We start from the raw sequence: 24,565 nt of genomic DNA on the forward strand, positions 1-24,565 counted from the left end.
GCCGCGGCGTAGTGCCGCGGCCCCTTTCTCTATGTCAGAAGCTGACGCCCAGCGTGCCGCGCACGGTACGCGGCGCGCCGTAATAGGCCTGGTCCCACTGCAGGCTGGTCCAGTACTTCACGTTGGTCAGGTTATCGAGATTGACCGCGACGGAGACGTTCCTGGTTACCTGATAGCGTGCCATCAGGTCGACGATCGCGTAGTCGCTTTGCTCGATATAGTCGTTGTGGATCTTGCTCTGATAGCGGGCCGAGGCGCCGACCCGCAGCGCATCGAGGAAGGGCGGGGTGTAGCTGGCGTTCAGGCGCACGGTGTGGCGTGGGATGAAGGCGCGGGCATTGTTGCCCTCGTCATCCTCGATATCGGTCCAGGCATAGCCGCCCGAAACCTGCATGCCGGCGAAGACTTCGCCCGCCACATCCACTTCCACACCGTGCGACTTGGCATCGACGCCCTGATAGATCGTTTGGAGAATCTCGTCGTTGAATCCGACCGCTTCGGCCACGTTGTCTTCCTGCGTCTTGAACACCGCGACGGCGGCGGTGAGCTTGCCGCCGTTCCATTCGCCCTTGATCCCGGCCTCATAGGTCTTGCCTTCGAGCGGGGCGATATTCGAACGGTCGGCCGTCAGGTAGACTTGCGGGCTGAAGATCGTGGCATAGCTGGCATAGGCGGTCAGGTTGCCGGTCAGGTCGAAGGTCACTCCAGCGAAGGGCAGGAACTTCGTCTTGTCGAAGTCGAAAGGCGCGTCGTAGCTGGTGCCGCTACGCTTGGCATTGGTGACGTTGGCGCCGAGCATGACCTTCAATGGATCAGCCAGCGAGAGGCGGACAAGGCCGTAGGCGCTGGTGATCTTGGTCGTGTAGTCGGCCGTGACGCTGTAGTCGCCCCAGTTGGGATAGGGGAAGCTGCCTTCGAACGCGGTGTTGCCTGGCAGCGGCGTTCCGATCACGTCGTCATCCAACGATTCCTGCTCGACCAGTCGCGATTCGCCGTAGTTCACGCCGAGGACCACATCGTGCTCGCGCCCGGCGATCTTCAGCTTGCCGGTAATGTTGGCATCCACCGTCGTCTCGCGCAGCTTGTCGAGATAGGCGCCGGGATAGGCGACCAGCGTATCCCCGCTGTAATAGACGTAGAACAGCTTGGAATCCTGATTGCGCGCACGGCGCAGCACGGAAACCTTGCCGACCCAGCCATTGCCGAAGTCATGCGTCACGTCGCCGAACAGGTTGCGGTCCAGCGAGTACCAGGTCGACCAGGGCTGCGCCGAATTGGTCGAGCGGGCATAGGTCGCCGGCGTGCCATCGGCATTGGTGAAGGGCAGGGCGCCCCAGCTGACTCCGCGCGGATCGCTTTCCTGCCAGGAATAGCCGACGGTGGCGACGGTATCCGGGCCAAGGTCGGCGGCTGCCACGCCATACAGCGTCAGGCGCGAGGTATGGTAGTAATCGAGGTAGGAATCGCCATCCTCATAGGATCCGACGAAGCGCGTGCGGATGGAGCCATCCTCGTTCAGCGGCGTGTTCACGTCCACGTCGCCGCGGATCTCGTTGTAGGAGCCGTAGCTGAGGCTGGCGGTGCCGCCCAGTTCCTTGGTCGGGCGCTTGCGCACGAAGTTGATCGCGGCCGAAGGGTTGCCCGTCTGCGAAAGCAAGCCGGTGGCGCCGCGCACGATGTCCACCCGCTCGAAGATCGAGGTGTCGATCTGGCCGTTCTGGAGCCCGTAGCTGAGCGGTTGGCCGATGCCGTCGAACTGGAAGTTCACGATGTCGAAGCCGCGCGCGTTGTAATAGGTGCGGTCGGTTTCGGCGCTGTCGACGTTCACGCCGGTCGCACGGCGGAGTAGGCTGTCAACGGTGTTGAGGCCGAAGTCCTCGATCTGGGCACGGGTGATGACGGTCACCGCCTGCGGCGTTTCCCGCAGCGAGAGGTTGAGGCGGGTGGTGCTGTTCTGTGCGTCCACCGCGTAAGGCTGTGCCTGGCCGGTCACCACGATTTCACGGTCGCGCGTGCTTTCGTCGGTCTCGTCGGCCCAGGCGGCCGATGTGCATGCCATGCCGGCGACGATCGCCAGCGGCACTGCCAGAGCAAGGCGCGAGGCGCCCCTCATGATCCCGGTGCGATGTGTGCTATCGCTAGACTTCGGCCCCTGCGTGACGATCACTGATTGACTCCTATGATAATGCGACTGACTTGCAATAGCGGCGTGCATAGGCGCGCGACCTTGCTTGTCAATGTCAGCGCAATTTCAACGCAGGAGCGTGGTTTCCCGACCACAGGTGGTGGGGGGAAGGGCGATACTGTGGAATGGGGGAATGGCGCGGCCAGCTTGGGAAGCGGCGAAAAGGAATGGCTCCCCGAGTAGGATTCGAACCTACGACCATTCGATTAACAGTCGAATGCTCTACCGCTGAGCTATCGGGGAACAGCCTGTCGGTGTTTCCACCGTCGGGCGGAAGGGTAATCAATGAGCGCTGTGCACTTTGAGCCCTTCAGAAAGAAGTGGCTCCCCGAGTAGGATTCGAACCTACGGCCATTCGATTAACAGTCGAATGCTCTACCGCTGAGCTATCGGGGAGCAGCCTGTCAGTGTTTCCACCGCCGGGCAGGGGTGCGCCTATAACAGTGCCATCGGGATTGGCAACCCTGACTTTGACCAAAATGCTGCGAAAAGTTTTCCACAACGGACGGGCGCACGTGAAAGAGCCCGGAAAGGCGCGGTTTTACGCGGGCCCTAAACCTGGAACTGCTCGGCGAAAATCCGTTCCTCCAGCGTGAAGCCGGGGTCGAAAAGCAGCGTCAGTTCCTTTTCATTGGTGGCCCGGATTCGCACGGACTTCACGTCACGCACTTCCTTCTGGTCGGCAACGGCGGCCACCGGGCGCTTCTCGGACTCGTTGACGTGGAATTCCACTTCGGCGCTTTCGGGCAGGATCGCGCCTTTCCAGCGGCGCGGGCGGAATGGGCTGAGCGGCGTCAGCGCCAGCATCGGTGCGCCCAGCGGCAGGATCGGGCCGTCTGCGGAGAGGTTGTAGGCGGTCGAGCCCACCGGCGTCGCCACCAGCACGCCGTCACCCACCAGTTCCTCCATGCGCACGCGGCCGTTGATGCGGACTTCCAGCTTGGCGGTCTGGCGCGTTTCGCGCAGCAGGGAGACTTCGTTGATCGCGTAGTACTTGAATTCGCGCCCATCGTTGCTGACCGCGTACATGCGCAGCGGCGTCACCGGCACGCGGTGCGCTTCCGTCACGCGATGGATGATCGGGATATGATCGTGCGGCCCGTTCATCAGGAAGCCCACGGTGCCCAGGTTCATGCCATAGACCGGCTTGATGCTGTCACGGTCCAGCATTTCGTGCAGCACGTGCAGCAGGAAGCCGTCGCCGCCCAGCACGACGAGCACGTCCGCCTCTTCCGGGCTGACCCAATCGTGCGCATCGCGCAGCGCCTCTGCGCCTTCCTGCGCCTTGGTGCTATCCGAGACGACAAGGGCCAGCCGGGGTTCTTTGCTCATTTTCAAATCCTTCAAAGGCGCAACCGCTGCGCCTCCGTCATCCTTCCGGGGGACCTTTCGAATTTTGAAGGCTTTGGCAAGGGCGTTGCGCTAAGGAGGCGGCCATGGGCTCGAGAAGGGATGGGGCGCCGCAGGGCAAGGCCCGTGCGCTTGAAGACAGGTTGACCGGGATTCCCGGCCTCGAAGCCGTGCGAGAGCGCGTGGCGGGATGGCGTTCGGGCGGCGAATCGGGCGGCGGGCATGTTCACGCGATGCTGCTGGGCCTGCGCCGGCTGGATGCGATCAACATGGCCTATGGCGCCGATGCGGGCGACGGCGCGCTGGCGGAAGTGGCAAGCCGCATCGCCCATTTCGCCGGAGAGGAACTGGATGGGCAATGGCTGCTGGCGCGCGCCGGCGGTGGTTCCTTCGTGCTGGTTGCAAATGAAGCGTGCAGTCGGGAGCGATGGCAACTCGTGGCCGACCAGCTTGCCGGCGCCATTTCCAAGCCGGTGACGGTGCCCTCTGGCGTGCTGCGGTTGTCTCCGCGCATCGCGCTGGTGCGGACGCTGGCGGACGAGAGTGTCGATTCGATGATCGATCGGCTGAGTCTTGCGCTGGAATCGGTGCGCGACCAGCAGGGCACGATGCTGGCATGGGCGGACGGTGAAGCCAGCCCGCCGGGACATTCCGCTGCGCAGCTCGAAGCCGATCTGCTGGGTGCGATCGATCGCGACGAGATCGAGATCCTGTTCCAGCCGCAGTTCAGCCTGACGGACGATCGCCTGACCGGCGCGGAGGCGCTTGCGCGATGGAAGCACCCTCAACTCGGCCGCATCGGCGCAGGCGCGCTTTTCGCGATTGCGGAGCGGGCGGATCACGTTGCACCGCTCTCGCGTCATATCGCCGCCAAGGCGCTGGCCGCTGCCGGAGCCTGGCCGAAGAACCTGCGTCTTTCCATCAATGTCACGCCGGCGGACCTCGCCTTCGGCAACTATACGCGCCAGATGCTGGATCTCGTTCGGGCCAGCGGCTTCGCGCCGCGTCGCCTGACGCTGGAAGTGACCGAGCAGGCGCTGATCGGCGATATCGCGCAAGCCGCACAGATCATGGCGGAATTCTCCGCACAGGGCATCCGCATCGCGCTGGACGACTTCGGGGCGGGGTTCTGCAATTTCCGCTATCTGAAGGTCCTGCCGATCCATTACCTCAAGCTCGACCGGTCGATGATCGATGGGGTGACGACGGACAAGCGTGATGTGGCCGTGCTGCGCGCCATCGTGGCGATGGCCAAGGCGCTCGACCTTCAGGTCATTGCCGAGGGGATCGAGGAAGAGGCCCAGCGCAAGGTCGCCGCGCGTGAGGGCTGTGCCTATTTCCAGGGGTTCCTGCGTGCGCAGCCGATGAGCGTGGAGATGTTCGCCAAGCTGGCGCGGGCGGCTGGGTAGGGTTTGTTGTCGGCGTTGGGCCGGCCCCCCCGCTGCGACTAGCTTCACTTCGTTCAGCAAGTCTCGCTGCCCCTCCCGCTTGCGGGAGGGGCAGCGAGACTTGGCAGTTTACTGCCTTAGTCGCAGCGGGGTGGGCTAGCGCGACCTATCCCTTGCGCGCAACCGAAGCCAAGCCCTTGGTCAGCTGAAGCAAGCCGTTCAGGCGGCTCTTGGGATCGCCCCAAGCGCGCGTCAGTACCAGCTTGTTGTCCGGCCGCAGCTTCACCGTACCCTCAAGCCGTTCGGCATAGGCGATGAGGCCCACCGGGTTCGGGAAACTGTCGTTGTGGAAGCTGACGAGCGTGCCGCGCGGGCCCACGTCGATCTTGGCGATATGCGCCTCGATCGCCTGCCGCTTGATCTGGATGAGCTTGATGAGGTTCGAGGTCGCGGAGGGCAGCGGGCCGAAGCGGTCGATCATCTCTGCCGAGAGCGATTCGATCTCGTCCTTGCTGTCCGCATCGTTGAGGCGGCGATAGAGCGCCATGCGGACCGCCAGATCGGGCACGTAGTCCTCCGGGATCATGATCGGCGCTTCGACCGTGATCTGCGGGGACAGGCCGGAGGTATTCTTCTCCAGCCCGACGCCGCCCGCGCGGGCTTCGAGGATCGCGTCCTCCAGCATCGACTGGTAGAGTTCGAAGCCCACCTCGCGGATATGGCCCGACTGTTCGTCGCCCAGCAAGTTGCCGGCGCCGCGAATGTCGAGGTCATGGCTGGCAAGCTGGAAGCCGGCGCCGAGCGAATCGAGGTCACTCAGTACCTTCAGGCGCTTTTCCGCGACTTCCGAGAGCGCGCGGCCGGCCGGCGTGGTCAGATAGGCATAGGCGCGCAGCTTCGAACGGCCCACGCGTCCGCGCAGCTGGTAGAGCTGGGCGAGGCCGAAGCGGTCGGCGCGGTGGATGATGATCGTGTTGGCGCGCGGAATGTCGATGCCGCTTTCGACGATCGTGGTCGACAGAAGCACCTCGTACTTGCCCTCGTAGAACGCGCTCATGCGCTCTTCCACTTCGCCGGCGCTCATCTGGCCGTGGGCGGAGATGTACTTCACTTCCGGCACGTTCTTGGCCAGCCATTCCTCGACTTCGGCCATGTCGGTGATGCGGGGGACGACGATGAAGCTCTGGCCGCCGCGATGGTGTTCGCGCAGCAGGGCCTCGCGCATCACCATATCGTCCCATTCCATCACGTACGTGCGCACCGCAAGGCGGTCGACCGGCGGGGTCTGGATGGTGGAGAGTTCGCGCAGCCCGCTCATCGCCATCTGCAGCGTGCGTGGGATCGGCGTGGCGGTGAGCGTCAGGACATGGACGTCGGTGCGCAGCTGCTTGAGCCGTTCCTTGTGGTTGACCCCGAAGCGCTGTTCTTCGTCGACGATGACGAGGCCGAGGCGCTTGAAGTTTACCGACTTGGAGAGGATCGCGTGGGTGCCGCAGACCACGTCCGTGGTGCCGGCGGTCAGCCCGTCGCGCGTGGCCTTGGCTTCCTTTTCAGGGACGAGGCGCGAGAGACGGCCTACTTCCAGCGGGAAGCCGCTGAAACGGTCGGCAAAACTGGCGTAGTGCTGGCGGGCGAGCAGGGTGGTCGGGGCGACGACGGCGACCTGTTGGCCGGCCATGGCGGCGACGAACGCGGCGCGCAGGGCCACTTCGGTCTTGCCGAAGCCGACGTCGCCGCAGACGAGGCGGTCCATCGGCTTGCCTTCGGAAAGGTCGCCCAGCACGTCTTCGATCGCGTGCTCCTGATCCTCGGTTTCCTGCCAGGGGAAACGGTCGACGAACTGGTCGTAGGAGGACTTTTCGGGCAGCAGGGCCGGCGCGGTGCGCAGGGCGCGAGCGGCGGCGGTTTTCATCAGCTCGCCCGCGATCTCGCGGATGCGTTCCTTCAGTTTCGCGCGGCGCTTCTGCCACGCCTCGCCGCCCAGCTTGTCCAGCGCGACGCCTTCCGCCTCGCTGCCGTAGCGCGAGAGGACGTCAAGGTTTTCAACCGGGATGTAAAGCTTGTCGCCGCCCGCGTAAGTCAGCATCACGCAGTCATGGGGCGACTTGCCGACCGGGATCGACTGCAGGCCTTCGTAGCGGCCGATGCCGTGGTCCATGTGGACGATCAGGTCGCCTGGCGTCAGCGCCGCCAGTTCGGCGAGGAAGGCGTCCGAATCCTTCTTCTTTTTCTTCCGGCGGACAAGGCGGTCGCCCAGAATGTCCTGCTCGGTGACGACTTCGACCGAATCGTTGGTGAAGCCGGTCTCCAGCGGCAGCACCAGCGCGGCGCTGCGTCCCTGAACCGCAAGGCCGAGCGCTTCCTGCCAGGTTTCCGCCAGCTTGGGTTCCGGACCCTGAGCTTCACCGAGGATGGAGACGAGGCGGGCACGGCTGCCGGTGGAATAGGCGGCGAGGATCGCCTTGCGGCCGGTCTTGGCGACGGCGTGCAGATGCTTGGCCGCCGCTTCATAAGCATTGTCGCCGCGTGCGCGTTCGGGCGTGAAGTCGCGGGCATTGCCGAAGCCGAAGTCGATGACGGTCTTGGTTTCCGGCTGCGCGAAAGGATCGGCGCGATGGACCGGGAAGGCGGTGACGGCCTGCTCGAACTCCTCGCGCCCCAGATAGAGCGCGTCGGTCGCCAGCGGGCGGTACGATCCCGCCTTCTGGCCGGAGGTTTCGAGGCGGGCCTTGTGATAGTCCGCAATGTCGTTGAACCGCTCGTCCGTGGCGCCCAGCGCGGCGCTGTCGATCACCAGCAGGTCGTCGTCCGACAGGTGATCGAACAGCGTGACCAAACGCTCTTCAAAGAGCGGCAACCAGTGCTCCATGCCCGCAAGTCGGCGGCCGTCGCTGACCGCCTGATAGAGCGGGTCCGCCGTGGCATTGGCGCCGAACATCTCGCGATAACGGCTGCGGAAGCGCTTGACGCTGTCCTCGTCGACCAGCGCCTCGCTCGCGGGGAGCAGAAGGTGGTCGGGGACGGTGCCGGTGGAGCGCTGGGTGCCGGTGTCGAACAGGCGCAGCGTTTCCAGTTCGTCTCCGAAGAAGTCGAGGCGCAGGCCACCCTCAAGGCCGGAGGGCACGATATCGAAAATCGAGCCGCGCACCGCGAACTCGCCCGCGTCGATGGCGGTGTCGCTGCGCTGGTAGCCCTGGCGGCGCAGCAGCGCGATCAGGCTTTCATGGCCGATTTCCGCGCCGGGCTTCAGCAGGCGCACCGATTCGCGGATACGGAACGGCGTGAGCACGCGCTGGAGCACGGCATTGGCCGTGGTGACCAGCAGCTGCGGGCCGCTGCGCTTCTGCTGGAGCCGGTGCAGCGCGGCCAGACGGCGGGCACTGACGGAAAGGGCAGGGCTGGCGCGGTCGTAGGGAAGGCAATCCCAGGCGGGGAATTCGACGACGTCCAGTTCCGGCGCGAAGAACTGCGCGGCCTCTGCCACGGCGCGCATGGCGCTTTCGTTGTCGGCGATGAAGACTGCCCGGCCTCCAGCGCTCGTACTTGCCGCCGCGCGGGCAAGGTCCGCCATAACCAGCGGCTGGGCGCCGCGCGTTACCGAGGAGAGGGTAAGCGGCGCGGTCGCCGAGAGAATGCGTTGGAAATCGGCCATGCCGCCGCCAGTGTCCTTATAAGATCAGCGCGGGATATCGACGTAATCGAGCTTCATCATGCGGTCCATCAAGGGGCCGCGATATTCCTCGGGAATGCTTTGGGTGCCGAGCGCCCATGCCATGATGTCGACGTCTTCCTCTTCGATCATCGTCTCGAAGAGGTCGATCTCGGCATCGGACCATTGGGCGTGGAATTTGTCGAAGTAGCAGCCGATCATGTAATCGGCCTCGCGCGTGCCGCGATGCCAGGCGCGGAACTTGAGGCGGGCGAGCCGGCCCTGCCTCTGAGGTGTGAGTTCGGTCATGCCCGCGCCGTTACGATACGGCGCGGGCATGAGCAAGGTTTTGGGTACTAGCGCTGGATCACCTTGATGATCTCGCTGACGGGCCTGCCCGTCAGCGTCTTGGGCACTTCGGCGCGCAGCGTGGCTTTCAGTTCCTTATGATAATGGCGCCGCATTTCGCCCAATGAGCGCGGGTCGGCGACGATGACCAGTTCCGCGATCTCGCCCTCCAGCACTTGCTGGTTCAGCCATCCGGCCACGGCGGCGGCATGGGCGCTTTCGTCCAGCGAGTCGTTGCTGCCGTCGCCGGTGCGGGCCTGATGGCGCTTTGGCGCATCGCTTCGGCGCGCGCCGGCGCTGAAATTGGTGGCCTCAAGCGAAGGGGGCTTCATCGTCGTCAACTTGGGCACGGCTTCGGCACCGGAGTTGCGGTAGAGTTCGAAGTTCTCACCATCGACGATCGCGAAAACGGTTCCGTGCGGTACGAGCATGGTCGGCTCTCCTTTGCTGTTGGGGTCATGATGCCAACGTGGCTGTCCGCAAAAGCGTTCCCTCGCGGTCTGGCGAAACGCGCCATAGTCACGCTAAGAGGCTGACCATGCGGCCCGAAGCACTCAATTGCCTGTTTACCGAGACCGATTCCCTCGACGGGGTGGGCCCCAAGCTCAAGCGCCCGCTGGAAAAGCTTGGACTCACGCGCCTGCGCGATCTTGCCTATCACTTGCCCGATCGTTTCGTGGAACGGCGCGCGGTGACGAATCTGGACGAGGCGAGCGTGGGCGAGAACGTAATCGTCCAGCTTACCGTGCGGGAACATCGCGCCTCGTCCGGGCGCGGCCCGTTCCGCGTGCTGGCCGAGGATTCGATCGGCAATGTCTGCACGATCACCTACTTCGGCCGTGCATCCTACACGGCGAAGAAGCAGCTTCCGGTGGGCGAGACGCGCTGGGTGGCCGGGCGGTTGGACCAGTACGGCCAGATGCTCCAGATGGTGCATCCCGAACATGTCTCCGAAGACAGTGCCGCGCCGGTCGGCCAGCTTTGCGAGGCGATCTACCCGCTGTCGGAAGGACTGACGCAGGGGCGCGTGGGCGGGCTGGTCCAGCAGGCGCTGAAAGTGCTGCCGGAGCTGGCGGAATGGATCGAGCCCAGCCTCTACGACAAGATGAAGTGGCCGGCCTGGCGTGAGGCCGTGATCGAGGCGCATCGCGGCGTCCACGCTGCGGCGCGCGATCGGTTGGCCTATGACGAGCTGCTGGCCAATGCACTGGCACTGATGCTGGTGCGCGAGAGCAACCGCCGCCAGTCGGGCACGCCGCTGAAAGGCGATGGCTCGCTGCGTGCTAAGCTGAAGCTGCCGTTCGGGCTGACCGGTGCACAGAAGCGCTCGATTGCCGAGATCGAGGGCGACGTTGCGCAGCAGGCGCCGATGCTGCGATTGCTTCAGGGCGACGTGGGCGCAGGCAAGACCGTGGTGGCGCTCAACGCGATGCTGATCGCGGTGGAGGCGGGGGCGCAGGCGGCGATGCTGGCGCCGACGGAAATCCTTGCGCGCCAGCACTATGAGACGCTGACGCGGATGCTTCAGGGCACCGGTGTCGAAGTCGCCCTGCTGACCGGTCGCGACAAGGGCAAGGCGCGCGAGGCGATCCTGATGGGGCTGGTCGGTGGCTCCATCAACATCGTCGTCGGCACTCACGCGATCTTTCAGGACACGGTTTCCTACCGCAATCTCGCGCTTGTGGTGATCGACGAGCAGCACCGCTTCGGCGTCGGCCAGCGGCTGATGCTGGCGCGCAAGGGGCGGCGCACGCCGCACACGCTGGCGATGACCGCCACGCCGATCCCGCGCACGCTGACTTTGGCCCAGTACGGCGAGATGGAAGTCTCCAAGCTCGACGAACTGCCGCCGGGCCGTCAGGCCATAGACACGCGCGTCGTTTCGGTGGAGCGCATGGGTGATGTCGTGGGCGCTATCGCCCGGCATATCGAGACCGGGCAGCAGGCCTATTGGGTCTGCCCGATGGTCAGCGAGAGCGAGAACGACGATCTGGCAGCGGCCGAGGCACGTTATGCGACGCTGAAGGAGCGGTTCGGGGATGGCGTCGTGCTGGTCCACGGTCAGCTGAAGCCTGAGGCAAAGGATGCCGGTATGGAGCGCTTTGCCAGCGGCGAGGCTTCGGTGCTGGTGGCGACCACGGTGATCGAGGTCGGCGTCGATGTGCCCAATGCCACCCTGATGGTGATCGAGCAGGCAGAGCGTTTCGGCCTGGCCCAGCTTCACCAGCTTCGCGGGCGCGTGGGGCGCGGCAGTGAGAAATCGACTTGCCTGCTGCTGCGCGGCCAGCAACTCAGCGAAACCGCCCGCCAGCGACTGGCCCTGATGCGCGAGACGCAGGACGGATTCCGGCTGGCGGAAGAGGATCTGCAACTGCGCGGCGGCGGCGAACTGCTCGGCACGCGCCAGTCGGGTGACACACCGTTCCGCATTGCCAGCCTTGAACAGATCACCAAGCTGTTGCCGCTGGCCCACGACGATGCGCGTCTATTGATAGAGCGCGACGGCGGCCTTACCGGCCCGCGCGGAGAAGCGGCGCGGCTGTTGCTCTATCTGTTCGAGCGCGATTGGGGCGTGCAGCTTCTGCGCGGCGGATAAAGTCGAGTTAGAAAGCTGGGCCGGAAAGCCGGGGACGCTGCGATTGACTTGGCCGCGCGGCCCTGTGATGGCCTGCTCATGCCCCAGAAACCGGATATCCAGCTCGCCATTTTTGCCCAGGCAGTCGACGCGGTCGGCGGACAGCGCGTGATGGCGCGCTATATGGGGATTCCCGAGAAGGATGTGCGCGATTTCCTTTCCGGCGATGTTCCGCTGGATCGCAATGCGCTGCGCTCGGCCTCGCAAGGGCTGATCAAGCAGGCCGACATGTGCCGCCGGCTTGAGCGCAAGCTGTCGCCCGCCTTTGTGGAGAATATGACCGACAAGCAGTTGGAAGGGCTGACGCTGCCCGATGGACGGCCCGAGAACCATAAGGGCTGATCGAACGCAGTAGCGTCACTGGCAGGCGGAGGTTCTGATGGAACCTTCGCCTTTTTCTTTGCGCGTGCGATAGGCAACAAAAAACCCGGCGTTTCCGCCGGGTTGTTCTGCTCACCCGAGGGTGAAAATGGTCGGGGAAAGAGGATTCGAACCTCCGGCCCCTGCCTCCCGAAGACAGTGCTCTACCAGGCTGAGCTATTCCCCGACCGGTGGGCGTTCCGAAGACCGCCCTGGGCAGGAGCGCGCCTATATAGGGCGACTCACGGGGTGGCAAGGGGCCAAAATCGCTTTTCATGCGACGCGGCGATTTCCTCCTGTGGACAAGTCGGCGTTTTTTTCGGGAGCGGCCCCGGAAACGCGGAAATGCGCGACTATTCGGGCCATTGTTTGCGCTTCCTCGGAAAGATGACGGGCCGCGGCAGTGCCTTCTTCCACCATTGCGGCGTTGTGTTGGGTCGCGGAATCGAGATTTCCGACCCTTTCGCTGATTCGTCCGATCTCGCTGGCTTGCTCCTCGCAGACCTGCACGATGCGGGCGACGGCGCCGTCGATTTCCGAAATGTCGGTGACGATCGTTTCCAGCGTTTCGCCCGACCGGCCCACCAGCTTGACGCCTTGCGAGACCTGACGCGAGGAAGTGTCGATCAGGCCCTTGATGCGATTGGCCGCATCGCCGGACCGCTGGGCGAGGGCGCGCACTTGCGAAGCGACGACGGCGAATCCCTTGCCTGCTTCTCCAGCGCGTCCGGCCTCGATCGCGGCGTTGAGGGCGAGGAGGTTGGTCTGGAAGGCAATGCCGTCGATCAGGGCGACAATCTGCGCGATCTCATGCGCGGATTGTTCGATCGCGCTCATGGCGGAAACGGCGCTGTCCACTACGGCGGAGCCTGCCTGCGCATCGTCACGGGCACGAGCGGCATTGCCTTGCAGGGTGCGGGCGCTGGTGGCGTTTTCCTGCACGGTGACGTTCAACTGGCGCAGGGTGTTGGCGATGTCTTCCAGCGTGGAGGCCTGCTGCTCGGTGCGCTGGGCCAAGTCGTCGGTCGCGGTGCTGATCTCGCGCGATCCGGTTTCGATCTGGCGGGCCGCTTCGCTGACGCTCTGGACGATGGTGTCCAGATCGTTGGCGGCGGCATTGAAGAAGCCGCGCAGATCTTCGTAGCTTTCCGGGAATTCGCGGGCGAGGCGCAAGGAGAGATCTCCGCTGGCCAGGGAGCGAAGGCCTTCGCCGATCTGTTCGATCACCACGCGCTGGGCATCGGCGGCACGGGCACGTTCCCGCGCGGCGGCTTCCTGTACGCGCTCCCGCTCCGCATGGGCGGCGGCTTGCTCAAGGATCAGTGTTTCGAGGCGAGCGGCGATCATCACCAGCACGGCCGTTTCCAGCACGACGACCACGGCGTGCAGGATCACCCGGCCCAGTTCGCCGCCGTTCGGGAACACCAGTGTCGGCGCCACGAAGTTGGTCAGCAGGTGATGGACGGCGGTGATCGCGGCGGCGGCAAGGATGGGGCGCCAGTCGGCCAGGATCGCCAGCATGGCGATCGCGGCAAAGAAGATCATGTGGAGATCGACCATCCATTCCTGCCCGGACCACTGCCACAGCAGGGTCGCGGGATAGAGCGGCAGCGTGATGCCCAGCGCCATGCGGGCCTGCGCGCCATTGCCGCCGGCCAGGACAAGTAATGTAGGGACGATCGTGATCAGCACCGCTGCCACCACCGGGGCAAGGCCGGTCTGGACGAACGGCAGGCCGCCCAGGGTAACAAGCACGCTGAGCCAGCAGACGATCAGAAGCCCGCGGGCCCCCTTGCTTCGCAAATCTTCGAGTTGGTTCATGATGAAGAGGCCGGGTTGTTGCGGGGGGATGTGCCGCACAGGGATTCCGGTACGGCGAAAAGAAGCGCGCCTTGGCGCAAGGCGGAAAGCGTCGCGGCGGGGGAGGGCACGCGCACGAAAGCAGCGCCGGCGTAAGGGCCTGCGGCAAGATAGCCGGCATGCTCCCGCCGCGCCCAATCCACTGCTTCGGCGGGGGCGCCGGCGAGAGGCAGATAGAGCGCGGCACCACCGCGCGCCGGGGTGAGCGCAAATGCCATCGCGGCCAGCGCGATCAGCCCCTGAAGGGCCAGCGCGCAGTGCGAGACAGTCTTGCGTTCGGGGGCGGCGGTCATGTCTGCATTATAGATTGTCGCATCGCCGCGCGGCGGCGTTGACCATTACGTAAAGTTGCTCGGCCGGGGAGGCGGGCCTTGCACGCTCTTCCCCTTCGCGCCTTGCAAGGTTAGGTCATGGGCATGACTGAAAGCTTGCTCGAAGCCGCCGCTCCTTCCTCGTCCGGTGCCGGACGCCATTGGGAATGGCAGTACCTCGATCTCATGCGGCAGATCTGGGAGCATGGCGACGAGCGCATCGATCGCACTGGCGTTGGCACGCGCTCCATCTTCGGGGCGACGATCCGGTTCGACCTCTCGGGCGGGTTGATGCCGCTGCTGACCACCAAGCGCGTCTACTGGAAGACCGCGAGCCGCGAGATGCTGTGGTTCCTGACGGGCGACACCAACATCCGTTCACTCTGCGCGCAGGGCGTGGAAATCTGGACCGATTGGCCGCTCGATCGCTATCGCAAGGCGACCGGGGAGGACATTGCCCGCGCCGATTTCTCCCGCCGCATCGTCGAGGACGAGGGTTTCGCCAAGGAATGGGGCGATCTGGGTCCGGTCTACGGCAAGCAGTGGGTAGACTGGCCGGTCTATGAGCCGGCCGGTGACGGACTCTATAGTAAGCGCGCGCAAGGCGTGAACCAAGTCGCGCAAGTGATCGAGAGTCTGCGCAGCAATCCCGGCAGCCGCCGCCACATTATCGAGGGCTGGAACGTCGCCGAACTGGATGCGATGGCGCTGCCGCCCTGCCACAAGACCTATCAGTTCCATGTCGCCAATGGCCGGCTGTCCTGCATCCTTTATCAACGCAGCTGCGATCTTGGCCTCGGTTTCGCGTTCAACATGTGGTCTTTGGCGCTCCTGACCCGCATGTTCGCGCAGCAGTGCAACCTTGAGCCGGGTGAGGCCGTTTGGATGGGTGGTGATGTCCATCTCTATCTCAACCACGCCAGCCTGGTCGAAGAGCAACTGTCGCGCACGCCTTCGGGTGAGGCGCGGCTGGATATCGTGCGGACGCCCGATTCGATCTTCGACTATCGGATCGAGGATTTCGCCGTCTCCGGCTATGCACCGCAGGCCCATATCGCCGCGCCTGTCGCGGTGTAATGGGCCTTAGGGACGGCCCATCGAGATTGTATTGACATTACCCTTGGTTGAAATATTGTGACCTGACCGTGGAATTTTGAAACGCGCTGTTAACCTTTGTTTTCAGCGCGGCTTCACTCTTCCCGGCCCGATTCAAGGCGGGAGAGGAAGCAAGATGGCCGAAGGCCCGACACGTACAGGAAAGTCGCGCGGCAACCTGCCGCCCCTCGATCTCTATGTCCCCGAGCCGAAGTTCCGGCCCGGCGATCCGGTCGATTATTCGCACCTGGAAATCCCCGCAGCCGGCAAGCTGGCGCGGCCCGACGAGGGCTGCCCGGCCAGCGAGACTTGGCCGCTGACGCTCGACCTCGTGCGCGTTCTGGATGAGAACGACGCAGCGGTGGGCGCCTGGAACCCGAACCTCGATCCCGAAACGCTGCGCCGCATGCTCGCCTCGATGGCGCTGACCCGCGCGTTCGACGATCGCATGTATCGCGGCCAGCGCCAGGGCAAGACCAGCTTCTACATGAAGTCCACGGGTGAGGAGGCGGTGTCGATCGCCTGCGCCCATGCGCTGGCTTCGGATGACATGGTGTTCCCCAGCTATCGCCAGCAGGGCATCCTGATCGCGCGCGGCTATCCGCTGGTGGAGATGGTCAACCAGATCTACTCCAACCGTGCGGACCCGCTGAAGGGCCGCCAGTTGCCGATCATGTATTCGGCCAAGGACTACGGCTTCTTCTCGATCTCCGGCAACCTGGCGACGCAGTTCCCGCAGGCGGTGGGCTGGGCGATGGCCAGCGCGATCAAGGGCGACACCCGCATCGCCACCAGCTTCGTGGGCGAAGGCTCCAGCGCAGAGGGCGATTTCCACGCGGCGATGACGTTCGCGGCGGTCTACAACGCGCCGGTGGTGCTCAATATCGTCAACAACCAGTGGGCGATTTCCAGCTTCTCCGGCTTTGCCGGGGCGGAGCGCACCACGTTCGCGGCACGCGCGGCGGGCTATGGCATCGCCGGCCTGCGCGTGGACGGCAACGACATCCTCGCCGTCTACGCCGCGATGGAATGGGCCGCCAACCGCGCCCGCTCCAACCAGGGCCCGACGCTGATCGAGCACTTCACCTATCGCGCCGAGGGTCACTCCACGTCCGACGACCCCACCGCATACCGTTCCGCGCATGAGCGTGAGGAATGGCCGCTGGGCGATCCGATCATGCGCCTGAAGAAGCACCTGATCGCGCTGGGCGAATGGTCCGAGGAGCAGCACGCCGAAATGGACCGCGAAGCGGCCGAGCAGGTGAAGGCCGCCACCAAGGAGGCCGAGAAGAACGGCATCCTGGGCCACGGTCTGCATCACCCGTTCCACACCATGTTCGAGGACGTGTTCGAGGAACTGCCCTGGCATCTTGAAGAGCAGGCGGATCGGGCGATCCGCGAGCGGCAGAGCAAGTTCCCGGATTGGAAGGACTGATCATGATGATTGAGGAAGATTCGGTCAGCCTCCACGACGCGCCGACCCGGCAGATGAATATGATCGAGGCGATCAACGACGCGCTCGACATCATGATGGCGCGCGATCCCGATGTGGTGACCTTCGGCGAGGACGTGGGCTATTTCGGCGGCGTGTTTCGCGCGACGGCCAACCTTCAGAAGAAGTATGGCCGCAACCGCGTATTCGATACGCCGATCAACGAATGCGGCATCATCGGCGCCGCCGTCGGCATGGCCGCCTATGGCTTGCGCCCGGTGCCGGAAATCCAGTTCGCGGACTATATCTATCCCGGCATGGACCAGTTGGTCTCCGAGGCGGCGCGCCTGCGCTATCGCTCTGCGGCGGAATTCATCGCGCCGATCACCGTGCGTTCGCCCTTCGGTGGCGGTATTTTCGGCGGTCAGACGCACAGCCAGAGCCCCGAGGCGCTGTTCACCCACGTTTCCGGCCTGAAGACGGTGATCCCGGCCAGCCCCTACGATGCCAAGGGCCTGCTGATCGCCGCGATCGAAGACAACGATCCGGTGATCTTCTTCGAGCCGAAGCGCATCTACAACGGCCCGTTCGACGGATATTACGATCACCCCTCCAAGACCTGGAAGGGCCATCCGCTCGGCATGGTGCCCGAAGGCTATTATTCGATCCCGCTCGGCAAAGCGCGGATCGTGCGTGAGGGCGCGGCGCTGACCGTCGTCACTTACGGCACCATGGTCCACGTGGCCGAGGCGGTGCTGGCCGAAAAGGGCGTCGATGCCGAGATCATCGATCTGCGCACGCTGGTCCCGCTCGACCTGGAGACTGTGGAAAAGTCCGTGGAAAAGACTGGGCGTTGCCTGGTGATACATGAGGCAACCCGCACGTCCGGCTTCGGCGCCGAACTGGTGACCTTGGTGCAGGAGCGCTGCTTCTACCACCTAGAAGCCCCCGTGGAGCGTGTGACCGGCTTCGATACGCCTTACCCGCACAGTCTTGAGTGGGCCTATTTCCCCGGTCCCGTCCGCATTGGCGAGGCGGTCGATCGTCTGTTGAAGGATTGATTTGATGGGACGCTATACTTTCAGGCTCCCCGACATCGGTGAGGGCATTGCCGAGGCCGAGATCGTCGCTTGGCACGTCAAGATCGGCGACCGGATCGAGGAAGACGACCGCGTTGCGGACATGATGACCGACAAGGCGACGGTCGAGATGGAAAGCCCGGTTTCGGGCGTGGTCGTCGAAGTGGCCGGCGAGGCGGGTGACGTGATCGCGATCGGATCGCCGCTGGTGGTGATCGAGGTCGAAGGCGCGGGTAACGAGGTTGACGGTGGCAGGCCTGCCGAGACCGTTGCAGCGGTTGCTTCAGTGGAGGTGGACGTTGTGGAGGCGGCTCCTGCGCCGGCTTCGGCACCTGTCGCTGCCCCCGAACCGGCACCGGCGCCCAAGCCCGCTCCGGCTGAGCCTGCAGAAACGCGCGCGCCGACATCGACACCGGCACCGGCCGCAGTTCATGCAAAGGTCATGGCCAGCCCGGCCGTTCGCAAGCGCGCGTCGGACCTGGGCATCAATCTGGCCGAAGTCCGCCCTGCCGAAGACGGCCGCGTGCGGCACGGCGATCTCGACGCGTTCCTGTCCTACAATGCCTCGGGCGGTTTCCAGCCTGCCGGTATGCGGGGTAAGGACGAACAGGTGCGCGTGATCGGTCTGCGTCGCCGCATTGCCGAGAACATGGCCGCGTCCAAGCGCCAGATCCCGCACTTCGCCTATGTCGAGGAATTCGACGTGACGGCGCTTGAGGAAACGCGCGCGCAGTTGAACGCTGGGCGGGGAGATCGACCCAAGCTGACGATGCTGCCGTTCCTGATCACGGCGATCTGTAAGCTGCTGCCCAAGTACCCGATGCTCAATGCGCATTATGATGACGAGGCGGGCGTGGTGACGCGCTACGGCTCGGTCCATCTGGGCATGGCGGCGCAGACTCCGGCGGGCCTGATGGTGCCGGTTATCCGCGACGCACAGGATCGCAACCTGTGGCAGCTCGCCACCGAGATCGGCCGCCTTGCCAATGCCGCGCGCGACGGTTCCGCCAAGTCGTCCGAGCTTTCGGGTTCGACGATCACCGTCACTTCGCTCGGGCCGATGGGCGGCGTAGCCACCACGCCGGTCATCAATCGTCCCGAAGTTGCGATCATCGGTCCGAATCGCATCGTCGAGCGGCCGATGTTCGTGAAGGGCGCCGATGGCGTGGAGCGCATCGAGAAGCGCAAGATCATGAATATCTCGATGTCCTGCGATCACCGTGTGGTAGATGGCTGGGATGCGGCCAGCTTCGCGCAGGACCTCAAGAAGCTGATCGAGGCGCCGGCGCTGATTCTCGCAGGCTAAACCGGGAGAGGGCATTCATGGGCAAGGATCCGCGCGTCGACGATTATATCGAAAAGGCCGCGGACTTTGCCCGCCCGATCCTAACCCACTTGCGCGAAATCGCGCACCGCGCGCTGCCCGAGGCCGAAGAGGCCATCAAATGGGGCATGCCGCACTATCTGGTGAAAGGTAAGAACGTTGCCGGGATGGCGGCGTTCAAGGCGCACTGCACTTTCGTCATCCACGGAGACGGGCGACAGGGCGATGCCATGGGCCAGTTCGGACGAATCGCCGCGATCGGCGATCTGCCGTCTGAAAGCGAACTCATCGAAAAATTGCAGGCCGCTGAGGCGAGGGTGCTGGAAAAGGGCACCGCGCTGAAGCGTGCCGCGCCGCGCGCGCCCAAGGCGGAAATTCCGATGCCGGATGACTTCGCGGCGGCACTGGCGGCCTCTCCGGCCGCGCAGGGGCATTACGATGCCTTTTCACCGTCCCAGCAGCGCGAATATCTGGAATGGATTACCGAGGCCAAGGCGGAGGCCACGCGCACGAAGCGCATGGCTCAGGCAGTCGAGTGGATTTCCGAAGGCAAGCGCCGGAACTGGAAGTACGAGCGCTGCTGAGCCTGAATCAGCGCACGATGCCGCTGTAGGTTATCTGGCCGCGTCCACGCGCCGCGCTCTGCGCAGGAATGCGCCAGCGGACATGGGTGACGTCCTCGGGCGTTGCGAGGCGGTTGCCGATTCTCAGCGATCCGATGCGGCCCCAGGTTCGCCCGCCGTCGACGGAGACCTCCTGAAGGTCCTGCGCGCTCTCTTCATAGGAGAGCGCGGTGGGCATCGGATTGGTGATGACGAAGCTGCCGTTTCCGCCCGTGCGGGACCACGTGAGGATGGTGACGACCCGATCCCCGCGCATGAGGCGGCTGGCGGGCTCCAGGCGGCGGGAGGCGGCGGGGCCGGTCCGTTCTACATAGACGGCGCTGGCGGTCGCCACGGGGGCTTCCATCCGCATTTCCGCATGCGCCTGGCTGGAAGCGAGCGCACCGCTTGCGAGCGTGAGCGCCATGGCCAGATGGAACCGGCGGCCTGCTTTCATCGAGACAATCCTCTGCCGTCCTCGTGCGGACGGGACATTTCGTGCAATTCCAGTCGCCAAGATATGGTTAACGTCGATCGGCGCCGATCAGGGCGGCGTGTGGATGCCGCGAGAAAATTCGGGGTGTGGATAAAAACTTTTCATTGTTCGGGTCATTCCCGTTGACAGGGTGGGGCACCTGCCATAGAGGCGCGGCTCCCAAGCGGACGCAACCGCAAGAACGCGGGTGTAGCTCAGTTGGTTAGAGTGCCGGCCTGTCACGCCGGAGGTCGCGGGTTCGAGCCCCGTCACTCGCGCCACTTGGGAAAATGCTGGTAATCCAGCGACTTGAGGTAGTCTGAAAGCCTCACATACATTGCTGCGCGGGTGTAGCTCAGTTGGTTAGAGTGCCGGCCTGTCACGCCGGAGGTCGCGGGTTCGAGCCCCGTCACTCGCGCCATTTCCTTCACGGGAAGTGGTAAAGCAATGAAACGAAAAAGGCCGGGTTAACCCCCGGCCTTTTCTTTTGTCCGCGCGACTCATGTCAGCGTGAAGACAGGCGGCGAGGCGGCCAAAAAAGAATCGCGAGACGAAAATAAAAAGCGCCGGGGAATCACCCCCAGCGCCCGGTCTCCATCCAGATCAGGAACCGCTTCAGCGGCAATATCCAGACGACACCTAGAGTGACGTAGACCGGCGTCTGGAACAGCGGATGCCATTCGGCCATCACCGGGGCCAGATAACGCGCGATCAAAAGGCCATAGGCGATCAGGACGGCGAACAGCCCCAACACGCCGAGCGGGATTCTGAGAGTCGGTGTCTCTCGCAAGGTCAGATCGCTCCCTCATATATTCTGGTCGGCGTCACCACCGCGTCGAGGATGCGGTCGTGCGGTTCCATGGGGAGGGTGTCGGCCAACTGGCAATCCCAGGCAAGCCCGATTGCGGGCACGTCGGGATTGGCATCGAGCCAGCGATCGTAATGGCCGCCGCCCTGGCCCAGTCGATGCCCTTCCGCCGTGAAGGCCAGCAGCGGCACGATGACGATGGCGGGAACCACCGGATCGCTTTCGGGAAGCGGTTGAAGTGCGCCCCAGGGGCCGATCGTCAGCTGTTCCTCGTCGAAGGGATTGTCCCAGCGGCGGAACTTCATCGGCGATTCGCGCGATTCGAACCACGGCAGGGCGACCCTGCGCCCGTTTTCGGACAGCCAGCGCGCCCAGCCGAAGGCCGGGGCTTCATCGCCGATCGGGGCGTAGAGGCCGATGGTCAGCCCCTCCGGCATCATCTCGGCCACGGGTGCGGGCGGCCGGTTCAGCACCAGCGCGCGCAGCCCCTGCGGGAGGGCGGCAACATGTTCGGCCCGTGCCGCGCGATGTTTACGGCGCAGCGCGGTCTTTTCGGTCGCGGGGGAGAGAGGGGGTGACGAATCCACCGGTGATCCCATTCCTGGCATTCGGAGCCGCACAGTAACACCTGCGGTCTCTTTCGGCATGTTGGATTTCCAACATGACATATGTTGGAAAGGGCGAGTTTCCGCGGGGCTGGGTTAAGCCCCCGAAAGGGTCGTTTGGGGAGGGGGTGACGGGTCCACCATGGGTCGGTTGCCTAGAAATCCTCTGACGCCTTCACGTCAGGTGGGGACCATGTATTCCGGACCAGGGTCCAGACAGGGACAGCCCCCTTGGATTTGCTTATAGCCTCAGGGATGTTCGAACGGCTCGTGCCGGGCAGATCCCGTCCCCCCCTAATTAGGAGGTCTTGGCCGATCCCTCAAGGAGGTCGGCGAGATTTTCGATGCGTTCGGCGATTGCGCTGAGCCGTGCGGCCATTTCCGGCGGAAATTCTGGGGCCGAAGCGGGGGGCGGAGCGGGGGCTGGAGCCGGCTCGGGCGCCGGAGGGGGCGCGGAAACCGCCGGAGCGGCAGCCGCTTCGCGCAAGTTATGCACTTCATCCGCCAGCATGATCGCCGCGAACAGCAGCATGCGCGTCTCGGTCTGGCCGACGGCGCCGGCTGCGGCCACTTTCTCGTCGATCAGGCGGCCGAGGTATTCGACATGCGGTTCCTGCCCGTCCGCGCAGGCCAGGGTGAAGCTGCGCCCGCCGATGGTGAGGTTGACGTTGCTCATCGCTGATCTCGCGCCGCCGGTTTCGCCAGCAGCTCGTCGAGTTCGCCCAGCGCGTGTTCCACCGTGGTCCGCAGGCGTGCATCGCGCGCCCGCTGCTCTACTGTTTCGGGGATCGCCTTGTCGAGGCGCGCAAGTGCCGCCTCGATGCGTTCAACGACCTGGCCGATCGATACTTCATTCATGGAACTCGGTTACCGCGAAACCGCGAAAAGGCAAGAAATCCGCACGGTTTGCCGACAATTGCTTCGACGAAACGAAGAGTTTGTGCCACCACGCGATGGTCCGAGGGCCACGCATGATTGCGGTGCGGGTGAACTTGACGCCCGCTGGCCTCTCCCTAAAGGGGGTCGGCAAGCCGAATCGTTCCTTTTTCCGTTTACCGGAGCCACCCGATGACCCTTGCAGCCGACCGTCTCGCGCCGATGGCCAACGCCATCCGGGCGCTTTCCATGGACGCGGTACAGGCCGCCAACAGCGGCCACCCCGGCATGCCGATGGGCATGGCCGATGTCGCCACCGTCCTCTTCTCGAAGTTCCTGAAGTTCGATCCTGCACAGCCCAAGTGGGCCGATCGCGACCGCTTCGTGCTGTCCGCCGGCCACGGCTCGATGCTGATCTACTCGCTGCTCCACCTGACCGGCTATGCCAGCCCGACGATGGACGACATCCGGAACTTCCGCCAGCTTGGCTCGGTCTGCGCCGGCCACCCGGAAAACTTCCTGATCGAAGGCGTCGAGTGCACCACCGGCCCGCTGGGCCAGGGCTTGGCCATGGCCGTCGGCATGGCGATGGCGGAGCGTCAGCTCAACGCCACGTTCGGCGACGATCTGGTCGACCACAAGACCTGGGTGATCGCCGGTGACGGCTGCCTGATGGAAGGCATCAACCACGAAGCCATCGGTCTGGCCGGCACGCTGAAGCTGGGCCGCCTGAAGGTCCTGTGGGACGACAACAAGATCACCATCGATGGCGACACCTCGCTTTCGACCAGCGAAGACATTCCGGCGCGCTACCGCGCTTCGGGCTGGGACGTGTTCGAGTGCGATGGCCATGACTTCGCCGACATCGAACGCGCGCTGGGCCAGGCTGCCGCTTCGGACAAGCCCACGCTCGTTGCCTGCAAGACGGTGATCGGCAAGGGCGCCCCCAACAAGCAGGGCGGCCACGACGTTCACGGTTCCGCGCTGGGCGAGGCGGAAGTGGCCGCTGCCCGCGAATATCTGGGCTGGACCTCGGCTCCGTTCGAAGTGCCCGCCGAAATCCTGGCCGACTGGCGTTCGCTGGGCGAAGCTGGCGCGCAGGCCCACGCCGAATGGTTCGCCCGCCTGGCCGCTTCGGACAAGGGTGAGGAATTCACCCGTCGCATGGCCGGCGAGCTGCCAGAAACCGACGCGATCCGCGCCAAGCTGGCTGAATGGCTGGAAGGCGAATCCACCGTCGCCACCCGCAAGGCCTCGGAAAACTGGCTGAACGTGCTGGCTCCGGCGATCCCCGAGATGATCGGCGGCTCGGCCGACCTTACCGGCTCGAACAACACCAAGGCCAAGTGCCAGGACCCGTTCACGCCGGACAACTACGGCGGCCGCTACGTCTATTACGGCATCCGTGAATTCGGCATGGCCGCTGCCCTGAACGGCATGGCGCTGCACGGCGGCGTGATCCCCTACGGCGGCACCTTCCTGATCTTCTCGGACTACTGCCGCAATGCGATCCGCCTGTCGGCGCTGCAGCAGACCCGCGCGATCTACGTGCTGACCCACGATTCGATCGGCCTTGGCGAAGACGGTCCGACCCACCAGCCGGTCGAGCATGTCATGTCGATGCGCATGATCCCGAACCTCTACGTGTTCCGCCCGGCCGACGTGATCGAGACGGCGGAGTGCTGGAACGTCGCCCTGGAATCGCAGGATACGCCTTCGGTGCTGGCGCTTACCCGCCAGAACCTGCCGCAGCTGCGCAAGACCGGCGACATGCTCTCGGCCCGCGGCGCCTACACGCTTCGCCATGCAGAGGCAGAGCGCAAGGTGATCCTGATCGCCACCGGTTCGGAAGTCGAACTGGCGGTCAAGGTCCGTGCGGAGCTTGAATCGCAGGGCATCGGTGCCGATGTAGTGTCCATGCCGTGCATGGAACTCTTCGCGGCCCAGGATGAAGCCTACCACCATGAAATCCTGCCCAACGACGCATCGATCCTGAAGGTCTCGATCGAAGCCGGCGTCACCATGGGCTGGGAACGCTATACCGCACAGAGCCGCAATGGCGGCCTGAACATCGGTCTCGACCGCTTCGGTGCCTCGGCCCCGGCCAAGGACCTGTTCGCTCGCTTCGGCTTCACCGTCGAGGCGATCGTCCCGAAGATCCTCAACAAGCTTAGCGTGTAAAC

The 24,565-nt window shown here is 64.6% G+C and carries 21 protein-coding genes and 5 tRNA genes; 11 read left to right on the forward strand and 15 right to left on the reverse strand.

The window, feature by feature from the left end; genetic code table 11:
* Positions 1-34 precede the first annotated feature (34 nt).
* From WBP07_RS04325 to WBP07_RS04340, 4 genes are all read right to left on the reverse strand, one after another.
* Entirely contained in the window at positions 35-2,113 is a 2,079-nt protein-coding gene (locus WBP07_RS04325) for a TonB-dependent siderophore receptor (protein WP_395394477.1), read from the reverse strand.
* A 240-nt stretch (positions 2,114-2,353) separates the two neighbouring features.
* A tRNA-Asn gene (locus WBP07_RS04330) sits at positions 2,354-2,428 on the reverse strand.
* Between the two features lie 78 nt (positions 2,429-2,506).
* Positions 2,507-2,581 (reverse strand) — tRNA-Asn (locus tag WBP07_RS04335).
* Between the two features lie 156 nt (positions 2,582-2,737).
* A complete protein-coding gene (locus WBP07_RS04340; RefSeq protein WP_395394478.1) occupies positions 2,738-3,517 on the reverse strand; it encodes an NAD kinase in 780 nt (259 codons plus the stop codon).
* A gap of 104 nt (positions 3,518-3,621) precedes the next feature.
* Here WBP07_RS04340 and WBP07_RS04345 point away from each other — a divergent pair, with 104 nt between their 5' ends.
* On the forward strand, positions 3,622-4,944 hold the full coding sequence (locus tag WBP07_RS04345) for an EAL domain-containing protein (protein WP_395394479.1): 1,323 nt from the start codon (positions 3,622-3,624) through the stop codon (positions 4,942-4,944).
* Positions 4,945-5,089: 145 nt separating this feature from the next.
* Here WBP07_RS04345 and mfd read toward each other — a convergent pair whose 3' ends face one another.
* The 3 genes from mfd to WBP07_RS04360 are packed head-to-tail and all read right to left on the reverse strand — an operon-like array spanning position 5,090 to position 9,351.
* Positions 5,090-8,575: a transcription-repair coupling factor gene (gene mfd / locus WBP07_RS04350; RefSeq protein WP_395394480.1), complete on the reverse strand. Its 3,486-nt coding sequence runs from the start codon at positions 8,573-8,575 to the stop codon at positions 5,090-5,092.
* Between the two features lie 24 nt (positions 8,576-8,599).
* Positions 8,600-8,911, reverse strand: coding sequence for a succinate dehydrogenase assembly factor 2 (locus tag WBP07_RS04355; RefSeq protein ID WP_395394481.1), 312 nt, complete (start codon positions 8,909-8,911; stop codon positions 8,600-8,602).
* 17 nt (positions 8,912-8,928) lie between these two features.
* Complete coding sequence (locus tag WBP07_RS04360; protein WP_395394483.1) at positions 8,929-9,351, reverse strand: host attachment protein; 423 nt, start codon at positions 9,349-9,351, stop codon at positions 8,929-8,931.
* Between the two features lie 38 nt (positions 9,352-9,389).
* On the opposite strand from WBP07_RS04360, the gene recG reads away from it, so the two are divergent.
* Positions 9,390-11,516 carry an ATP-dependent DNA helicase RecG gene (gene recG, locus WBP07_RS04365; RefSeq protein WP_395394484.1) on the forward strand — a complete coding sequence of 709 codons (2,127 nt, stop codon included), beginning with the start codon at positions 9,390-9,392 and terminating at the stop codon, positions 11,514-11,516.
* 48 nt (positions 11,517-11,564) lie between these two features.
* Positions 11,565-11,897, forward strand: coding sequence for a hypothetical protein (locus tag WBP07_RS04370; RefSeq protein WP_395394485.1), 333 nt, complete (start codon positions 11,565-11,567; stop codon positions 11,895-11,897).
* A gap of 128 nt (positions 11,898-12,025) precedes the next feature.
* Here WBP07_RS04370 and WBP07_RS04375 read toward each other — a convergent pair.
* The 3 genes from WBP07_RS04375 to WBP07_RS04385 all read right to left on the reverse strand — a co-directional run bounded on the left by WBP07_RS04375 (position 12,026) and on the right by WBP07_RS04385 (position 14,068).
* A tRNA-Pro gene (locus tag WBP07_RS04375) sits at positions 12,026-12,102 on the reverse strand.
* 86 nt (positions 12,103-12,188) lie between these two features.
* The gene (locus tag WBP07_RS04380) at positions 12,189-13,736 is read right to left on the reverse strand and encodes a methyl-accepting chemotaxis protein (RefSeq protein ID WP_395394486.1); all 1,548 of its coding nucleotides are present in this window, start codon (positions 13,734-13,736) and stop codon (positions 12,189-12,191) included.
* The gene (locus WBP07_RS04385) at positions 13,733-14,068 is read right to left on the reverse strand and encodes a hypothetical protein (RefSeq protein ID WP_395394487.1); all 336 of its coding nucleotides are present in this window, start codon (positions 14,066-14,068) and stop codon (positions 13,733-13,735) included. Before WBP07_RS04385 ends, WBP07_RS04380 begins: the two co-directional genes overlap by 4 nt.
* A 123-nt stretch (positions 14,069-14,191) precedes the next feature.
* Between WBP07_RS04385 and thyA the strand changes: the two genes are divergently transcribed.
* The 5 genes from thyA (at position 14,192) to WBP07_RS04410 (ending at position 19,600) form a co-directional block, all read left to right on the forward strand.
* Positions 14,192-15,163: a thymidylate synthase gene (gene thyA, locus WBP07_RS04390; protein WP_395394488.1), complete on the forward strand. Its 972-nt coding sequence runs from the start codon at positions 14,192-14,194 to the stop codon at positions 15,161-15,163.
* A 154-nt stretch (positions 15,164-15,317) separates the two neighbouring features.
* A complete protein-coding gene (locus WBP07_RS04395; RefSeq protein WP_395394489.1) occupies positions 15,318-16,616 on the forward strand; it encodes a 3-methyl-2-oxobutanoate dehydrogenase (2-methylpropanoyl-transferring) subunit alpha in 1,299 nt (432 codons plus the stop codon).
* A gap of 5 nt (positions 16,617-16,621) precedes the next feature.
* On the forward strand, positions 16,622-17,674 hold the full coding sequence (locus tag WBP07_RS04400; RefSeq protein ID WP_395334043.1) for an alpha-ketoacid dehydrogenase subunit beta: 1,053 nt from the start codon (positions 16,622-16,624) through the stop codon (positions 17,672-17,674).
* 4 nt (positions 17,675-17,678) lie between these two features.
* Complete coding sequence (locus WBP07_RS04405) at positions 17,679-18,998, forward strand: dihydrolipoamide acetyltransferase family protein (protein WP_395394490.1); 1,320 nt, start codon at positions 17,679-17,681, stop codon at positions 18,996-18,998.
* A gap of 17 nt (positions 18,999-19,015) precedes the next feature.
* The gene (locus WBP07_RS04410) at positions 19,016-19,600 is read left to right on the forward strand and encodes a YdeI/OmpD-associated family protein (RefSeq protein ID WP_395394492.1); all 585 of its coding nucleotides are present in this window, start codon (positions 19,016-19,018) and stop codon (positions 19,598-19,600) included.
* A 7-nt stretch (positions 19,601-19,607) separates the two neighbouring features.
* Here the strand turns inward: WBP07_RS04410 and WBP07_RS04415 are convergent, their stop codons facing one another.
* Entirely contained in the window at positions 19,608-20,075 is a 468-nt protein-coding gene (locus WBP07_RS04415) for a hypothetical protein (protein ID WP_395394494.1), read from the reverse strand.
* A 222-nt stretch (positions 20,076-20,297) separates the two neighbouring features.
* Here WBP07_RS04415 and WBP07_RS04420 point away from each other — a divergent pair.
* Positions 20,298-20,374: transfer RNA gene (locus WBP07_RS04420), tRNA-Asp, on the forward strand.
* A 63-nt stretch (positions 20,375-20,437) separates the two neighbouring features.
* Positions 20,438-20,514, forward strand: a tRNA-Asp gene (locus WBP07_RS04425).
* A gap of 153 nt (positions 20,515-20,667) precedes the next feature.
* Here WBP07_RS04425 and WBP07_RS04430 read toward each other — a convergent pair.
* The 4 genes from WBP07_RS04430 to WBP07_RS04445 form a co-directional block, all read right to left on the reverse strand.
* The gene (locus WBP07_RS04430; RefSeq protein ID WP_395394495.1) at positions 20,668-20,883 is read right to left on the reverse strand and encodes a DUF2842 domain-containing protein; all 216 of its coding nucleotides are present in this window, start codon (positions 20,881-20,883) and stop codon (positions 20,668-20,670) included.
* A 2-nt stretch (positions 20,884-20,885) separates the two neighbouring features.
* Entirely contained in the window at positions 20,886-21,488 is a 603-nt protein-coding gene (locus WBP07_RS04435) for a 5-formyltetrahydrofolate cyclo-ligase (RefSeq protein WP_395394496.1), read from the reverse strand.
* 316 nt (positions 21,489-21,804) lie between these two features.
* On the reverse strand, positions 21,805-22,182 hold the full coding sequence (locus tag WBP07_RS04440; RefSeq protein ID WP_395394498.1) for a cell division protein ZapA: 378 nt from the start codon (positions 22,180-22,182) through the stop codon (positions 21,805-21,807).
* Positions 22,179-22,364 carry a hypothetical protein gene (locus WBP07_RS04445; protein ID WP_395394499.1) on the reverse strand — a complete coding sequence of 62 codons (186 nt, stop codon included), beginning with the start codon at positions 22,362-22,364 and terminating at the stop codon, positions 22,179-22,181. Before WBP07_RS04445 ends, WBP07_RS04440 begins: the two co-directional genes overlap by 4 nt.
* 210 nt (positions 22,365-22,574) lie before the next feature.
* Here WBP07_RS04445 and tkt point away from each other — a divergent pair, with 210 nt between their 5' ends.
* A complete protein-coding gene (gene tkt, locus WBP07_RS04450) occupies positions 22,575-24,563 on the forward strand; it encodes a transketolase (RefSeq protein WP_395394500.1) in 1,989 nt (662 codons plus the stop codon).
* The last annotated feature ends 2 nt before the right edge of the window (positions 24,564-24,565 follow it).

It is taken from the genome of Novosphingobium oxfordense, assembly GCF_044029435.1.
GTDB lineage: Bacteria > Pseudomonadota > Alphaproteobacteria > Sphingomonadales > Sphingomonadaceae > Novosphingobium.